Source organism: Dyadobacter sp. CY351 (assembly GCF_021502625.1).
In the GTDB taxonomy this organism is placed as follows: Bacteria; Bacteroidota; Bacteroidia; order Cytophagales; family Spirosomataceae; genus Dyadobacter; species Dyadobacter chenhuakuii.
Genome location: NZ_JAKFFU010000009.1, coordinates 166,799 through 173,181, shown reverse-complemented (window position 1 = coordinate 173,181; position 6,383 = coordinate 166,799). Strand labels below are relative to the sequence as shown.

The window sequence follows — 6,383 nt, the reverse complement described above, 5'->3', positions numbered from 1 at the left end:
GGCTATTGGCCTGGTGTTCACCTCTTCCCATCCCGAACAGAGAAGTTAAGCCCAGAACCGCCGATGATACTTGGATCAAACCTGGTAAAGTAGGTAGCCGCCACAATACCATTCAAAGACCATCTCATAAGGATGGTCTTTTTTTGTGCTTTAGCTTTTAGCTTAGACTCACAATTGAACAATCAAAATACTCGTCCCTCCTATGTGTTTGATGTCTTTAAATCTTGCGTCTTCTTGGCTTTCTTGACTAAATTACTGACGACTCTCAGTTCGAATTCCGTGGTTTGCCCAAACCCACATTCATATACGCCTTCGTAAGTGGCCGAATCACTACCATATATAACTCAAACACATCGGTTTTGGGAATAATGCATGGATCTATCAGCATATAGTTGGCTGACTGCTTGTTGAGATACACATGATAAAGAGATAGTAGTGCGGTTTGTCGATCAGATTTTGTTATTCCCACTGTGAGCGTACTACCAACCCGGCGTAAGACGCCCGCATGCAACCGAAGTCATCCATTAAGTCTTTCATATGAGGAAAATTTGTGTTTGAAAAATCTTGAAAGAAATCTGATAAGCAGCGTTTTAAGTAAAAAGTCAAAGCGTGCGGCTTTTTAATTAGTGCTAACATCAGAACTATGGAGACTGCTTCGGCCAACGTAACGGCATCAAGTAAGAAGGAATTGGGCAATGTCAAAAGACTTGCTTCAATGGATGCGCTCCGCGGCTTTGACATGCTTATGATTTCCGGAGGCGGTGCTTTTATTTTCCTATTGGGTGGTAAAACGGGTATTAATGCCGTAGACGCAATTTCAGCGCAATTCATACATCCCGAATGGCACGGATTTACATTTTATGATTTTATCTTTCCCCTATTCCTGTTTTTAGCGGGCACATCGCTGGCGTTTAGTGTAACGGGAGCACTAGCAAAAGGAATCTCCCAGTCGGAAATTTTGAGAAAGACATTCAAACGAATGTTGATATTGATCGCGCTTGGTATCCTCGATAAAAATGCCCCAATCGATTTATTTGATCCCGCGCAGATTCGCTATGGAAGTGTTTTAGGAAGGATAGGCCTGGCTACATTCATTGGGGCTATTTTTTACCTGAATTTCTCCTTTACCAATAGAATTTGGATTGCAATCTCGACGCTTATTCTGTATTACTTGGCGTTGATATTCATTCCGGTGCCCGGTTACGGAGCGGGAGACCTTTCGTTCGAAGGCAACCTTGTTGGCTGGTTTGACCGGAACTTTATGCCAGGCAAACTGAAACAAGGCACTTATGATGAGCTCGCACTACTGACACAATTTCCATCTATTTGTCTGACGTTATTCGGGACCATTGCCGGTGACATCCTGCTGCGCAGCCACATTGCCAGAACCAAGCTTATGCAGCTTTTCTTCTGCGGAATTGTAGGAATTGTCTCCGGCTTAATTTGGAATTTAGCTTTTCCAATAAACAAACACCTCTGGTCCAGCTCATTCATCATGCTTACCTCCGGAATGGCTTTCACTTTACTGGCTATATTTTACTGGATCATAGATGTAAAAGGCTGTAAAAAGTGGGCTTTTTTCTTCCAGGTGATAGGAATGAACTCTCTTGTAATTTATCTGGCAGTCCGGTTTATCGACTTCAATGCATCCTCGAAACTTCTCTTTGAAGGGATTTATAAGTATTCGCCAGAAAAATGGCATGAAGTATTTAATGCATTAGGAGGGTTTGTGATCGTCTGGTTTTTCCTCTATTTTCTTTACAGACATAAAATCTTTGTAAAAGTCTAGTCAGCAAGCGAGACGCTTTTGCCAAGATATTTACCATATTTCTTAGCTGCTGTCGCGATAGATTTAATTTTGGCCTTACTGACTTTCTCAAAAGGCATAGCTTCTACTGAAATCTTGTCCTTCTTTAAAATTCGCTTCCAAAGGCCTATCACTTGCCCATCCGATACAATGGTTGGCATAAACATTCCGTTGTTTCCAGGAACGATTCTACCTGCATATTGAGCTGCCAGGATCGGCGTTCTATCCGTGTAGCCCAGCATATACTCATCAAAACCTGGTAGTAAAAATGTTGAAGGGATAGAGCTCATTTCAGGATGTTCAGGTCCTGTCCAATAAGTTCTTCCTTCGCACTCAATCATTTTAAGAGCCGATGAAACTGAATTTAAACCTGTTCGTGCGTCGGAAATCTTCAACCCAGACCACCAGACAAAATCATTGAGCGTAGCCGGTCCATGGCTTCTGAAATAGCGCAATGCCAGTTCTGCCAATGCTTCATCTGGTTCCAAATGCTTGGAATCAGGAACCCATTCGTCCAGCAGCACATATGTTGGTTGCTTTTCATTGTGCACACCGTGGCATAAAACCTGCTTTTGAGCAAGATAATTAATGATATGCATGCCGCGCTGATTTGCCGTTGCAATACCCGAATGCTCTAAAATGGCATATACTTCGCTCCGCATCAGTTGCTTTCCGCCTTCCAATGCACTAAATAGCAGTTCCTCGCTTCTTTTAAACGCTGCCTCATCCAATTCCAATTGCCGGTGCCGACCGGCTGACCCTGCAATTATTCGGGGCGTCAGTAATTTGAGCAACCACCTCACATCATCAGCAGCAACGAAATGCAAGGTTCCCCGCATAGGCCACGTCCGAATGATCGCCTTCCGCGCAATAGCATTATCAATGTCTGATTCCGTACTTTTTGGCAGCCTCAAACCGAGCGACCATTTCGCGCCCGCATAGTCCTGCGCTTGTATAGCGCCCATCCACGCCACGACTTCCTCCGGTGTGCTCGACGGATTATGGGAAATTTGTTGATTATAAAGACGCAGTAATATGATTTCGTTGATGGTCATATCAAAGATATATTTCGGCCCACCGCAAATCTTCCGGTGTTGTAATCTTTATATTTTCATAAGCACCTGGAATCAGATGAATCGGATAGCCTGCGGCCTCCAAGACACTGGCGCAATCTGTAAATTGCTCATTGTAATCTACTGCGAATGCTTGCTGCATCCAATCCAGGCGAAATGTTTGAGGTGTCTGGATCAGTTGAAATGCGGTTCTGTCCACAGCCAGGTTTTTCCCGTTTTCTTCAACTTTTCTAATTGAATCTTTGAGCGGAACACTGGTAACCGCGCTGCCTTGCTCAGCGGCTTTTACGAAACCTGCGGCGATAATTTCTTTACTGATAACGGGCCTTACGCCATCATGCACCGCAACCAATCCTTCATGATCTTGAATGCTGTCCAGCCCGTTTTTTACAGATGCAAAGCGGGAATCACCGCCGGCAACTAATGTGCATGCAATTTGAAATGAATGTTCTTCACAAAGCTTTTTCCAGAATATCATCTGCTCAGCAGGAAGAACCAAAACGATTTGCAGTGCATCAGAATATTTCCTGAATGCGTGAATGGTATGCATCAGGATTGGCAGACCATTGATTTTCAAAAACTGTTTGGGAAGCTCGCTTTTCATGCGGCTTCCACTTCCTCCGGCAACTATAATGACATATTCTTGCATAGCAGTCAAAAAAAATGGTCATTTATGTATCAGGAAATCAAATCCTTGACCACAAATGACCATCTTGAATTTTATTTAAACCTTAAATAATCAGCATCGCGTCGCCGTAGGTGAAAAACTTATATTTCTCCTTGATCGCAAGGTCGTAAGCCTTCATAACCAGATCAAAACCTCCAAATGCACAAGCCGACATCAATAAAATGGACTCAGGAAGCTGAAAGTTAGATAGCAACGCAGTCGCGATTTTGAAATCGTAAGGAGGAAACACAAACCTGTCTGTCCAGCCTTCAACTGCTTTCAAATGTCCGCTCGCAGAAACAGAAGATTCGACCGCTTTCAATGAAGTCGTACCAACTGCGCAAATGCGTTTTTTGTTATCAATGGCTGCGTTGACAATGTCGGCGCTGCTTTGTGTAATTCTATAATTTTCAGAATCTGTCTTGTGTTTCGTGAGATCTTCCACATCCACAGTCCGGAATGTGCCAAGCCCAACATGCAAGGTTACAGGCGCAAAATTGACACCTTTAATCTCTAAACGCTTCATGATCGCCTTCGTAAAATGCATTCCAGCCGTAGGGGCTGCAACTGCGCCAACGTGTTCAGCAAAAATGGTCTGGAAACGTTCTCTGTCAGATGTTTCAACTTTACGTCTGGAAATAATTTCCGGAGGAAGCGGCGTCTCACCCAATTCGTCAACAAGTTTCATGAACGCGTCGTTGTCACCGTCATAAAGAAAACGGATCGTACGGCCACGTGAAGTTGTATTGTCGATCACCTCAGCAACCAGGTCACTGTCTCCAAAATAAAGCTTGTTACCAACACGGATTTTACGCGCAGGATCAACCAGAACGTCCCAAAGACGCATTTCACGGTTCAGTTCGCGCAAAAGGAACACTTCAATTTTTGCACCCGTTTTTTCCTTTTGACCAAACAGACGGGCCGGAAAAACTTTTGTATCATTAATGGCCATTACATCCCCGTCGTCAAAATAATTGATAAGGTCTGCAAAGGTTTTATGTTCTATTTCTCCTGTTTTACGATGAACAACCATAAGGCGGGATTCGCCGCGGTCTGAAGGATGAAGTGCAATTAAACTCTGGGGAAGATCAAACTTAAATTCGGATAGCTTCATAGCTGAATATTCTGTGAATTTCTTTAGTCGTGAGCCAAATAAGGCAATAGTGTACTTCTTATGAAAGAAATGTTGAGGGCTGGATTACTTGCATAGTTATTCCAAATTCTGTAATTTTTATGCAATCCAACATTCCAAAAAATTAAGACCGCAAAAGTAGGCAATTTCCCGGGAAAATGCAAGAAAGGCATCCGTTAAAGATTGTGCATGCGGCGGAGCTTCCATAGAGAAGCTTTTTTATTTTCAGAAGCATTATTCAAGTCAGTATCAGACTGCGTTTTCTGCAACAGATGCGCACTGATGATGGCCGCTAGCCGGGCAGAGTCGCTGCTAATTTCCTCCGTCAGCATTTGGGGCTGGAAATGATTTATTACAAAGTTCGTATCAAAATTCCCCGATCTGAATACAGGATGGTTCATCACAAATTTGCAGAAAGGCAGCGTGGTTTGCACGCCCGAAATCTGGTATTCGTCAATGGCCCGGATCATTTTCTGAATGGTTTCTTCACGGTCTGCACCGTAAGTGATAAGCTTTGCGATCATCGGGTCGTAATAGATCGGAATGTCCATGCCCTGTTCGAACCCATCATCAACCCTGACGCCATTCCCATCCGGCTTAATATATGTATGTAATGTTCCCACGTCGGGAAGAAAATTATTGGTGGCGTCTTCCGCATAAACGCGCACTTCTATCGCGTGGCCTTTGATCGCAAGGTCGCTTTGTTTCAATGTCAAAGGCTTTCCTTCTGCAATGAAGATCATTTGTTTTACCAAATCAACACCCGTAATCTGTTCCGTTACAGGGTGTTCCACCTGGAGGCGCGTGTTCATTTCCAGAAAATAGAAATTTCCCTGCTCGTCCAGAATAAACTCAACCGTCCCGGCTCCATAATATCCGCATGATTTGGCCACATCAATGGCACAGCGGCCCATTTCTACTCTGGTTTCATTTGTGATTGATATAGAAGGGGCTTCTTCGATTACTTTCTGATGCCGGCGCTGAATGGAGCATTCGCGCTCAAACAAATGGATAATGTTGCCATGCTGATCGCCTAAAATTTGAATTTCAATGTGTTTGGGGGAAGTAATGTATTTTTCAATAAATACAGAACCATCGCCAAAAGAAGTTTGCGCTTCGCTAACGGCCCGGTCCATTTGTTCGTCAAAATCACTTTCGTTATCAACCACCCGCATGCCTTTTCCACCGCCACCAGCAGAAGCTTTGATCAAAATAGGATAACCAATTTCCCGCGCTCTCGTTTTGGCTTCTATGCGATCGGTTATGGCTGTCTCTGTGCCAGGCACCATAGGGATGTTGTATCGGCGGGCTGCCTGCTTTGCGGCCAGCTTACTGCCCATGATCTCGATTGCCTCAGGCGATGGGCCTATGAAAATAATTCCTGCTTCTCTCACCATTTGAGCAAAGCCGGCATTTTCGGATAAAAAGCCATAGCCGGGATGTATGGCGTCTACATGAAGCTCCCGGCAGACCTGAATTATTTTATCACCTCTCAAATAAGATTCTGAGGACGATGGAGGTCCAATGCAAACCGCCTCATCCGCATAACGCACGTGCGGAGACTTCCTGTCCGCCTCACTAAAAACAGCAACCGTCGCAATGTTCATTTCTCTCGCCGTACGCATGATGCGCAATGCAATCTCGCCACGATTGGCAACCAGTATTTTTTTGATTGATGACATTCAGATAGACGGGATTATTGCA

At 44.2% G+C, this 6,383-nt stretch carries 5 protein-coding genes and 1 rRNA gene; 2 read left to right on the top strand and 4 right to left on the bottom strand.

Going from position 1 to position 6,383, the window contains the following annotated elements; translation table 11 throughout:
• Window positions 1–106 (top strand): 5S ribosomal RNA (gene rrf / locus L0660_RS17790); the annotation flags it as partial.
• Between the two features lie 537 nt (window positions 107–643).
• Window positions 644–1,789, top strand: coding sequence for an acyltransferase family protein (locus tag L0660_RS17785; RefSeq protein WP_235160590.1), 1,146 nt, complete (start codon window positions 644–646; stop codon window positions 1,787–1,789).
• Here the strand turns inward: L0660_RS17785 and L0660_RS17780 are convergent.
• From L0660_RS17780 to L0660_RS17765, 4 genes are all read right to left on the bottom strand, one after another.
• The gene (locus L0660_RS17780; protein WP_235160589.1) at window positions 1,786–2,862 is read right to left on the bottom strand and encodes a winged helix DNA-binding domain-containing protein; all 1,077 of its coding nucleotides are present in this window, start codon (window positions 2,860–2,862) and stop codon (window positions 1,786–1,788) included. The two genes, L0660_RS17785 and L0660_RS17780, sit on opposite strands and share 4 nt — an antisense overlap.
• Before the next feature lies 1 nt (window position 2,863).
• The gene (locus L0660_RS17775) at window positions 2,864–3,529 is read right to left on the bottom strand and encodes a 2-C-methyl-D-erythritol 4-phosphate cytidylyltransferase (RefSeq protein WP_235160588.1); all 666 of its coding nucleotides are present in this window, start codon (window positions 3,527–3,529) and stop codon (window positions 2,864–2,866) included.
• Window positions 3,530–3,611: 82 nt separating this feature from the next.
• Complete coding sequence (gene queA, locus L0660_RS17770) at window positions 3,612–4,661, bottom strand: tRNA preQ1(34) S-adenosylmethionine ribosyltransferase-isomerase QueA (RefSeq protein WP_026632829.1); 1,050 nt, start codon at window positions 4,659–4,661, stop codon at window positions 3,612–3,614.
• 194 nt (window positions 4,662–4,855) lie between these two features.
• Window positions 4,856–6,361 (bottom strand): acetyl/propionyl/methylcrotonyl-CoA carboxylase subunit alpha, encoded by a 1,506-nt coding sequence (locus L0660_RS17765; protein ID WP_235160587.1) that lies wholly within the window; start codon window positions 6,359–6,361, stop codon window positions 4,856–4,858.
• Window positions 6,362–6,383: the final 22 nt, after the last annotated feature.

Excerpts from the sequence above, each read along its gene's own strand:
- L0660_RS17785 (WP_235160590.1), top strand. The coding sequence starts at position 644 with ATGGAGACTGCTTCGGCCAACGTAACGGCATCAAGTAAGAAGGAATTG.
- L0660_RS17780 (WP_235160589.1), bottom strand. The coding sequence starts at position 2,862 with ATGACCATCAACGAAATCATATTACTGCGTCTTTATAATCAACAAATT.
- L0660_RS17775 (WP_235160588.1), bottom strand. The coding sequence starts at position 3,529 with ATGCAAGAATATGTCATTATAGTTGCCGGAGGAAGTGGAAGCCGCATG.
- queA (WP_026632829.1), bottom strand. The coding sequence starts at position 4,661 with ATGAAGCTATCCGAATTTAAGTTTGATCTTCCCCAGAGTTTAATTGCA.
- L0660_RS17765 (WP_235160587.1), bottom strand. The coding sequence starts at position 6,361 with ATGTCATCAATCAAAAAAATACTGGTTGCCAATCGTGGCGAGATTGCA.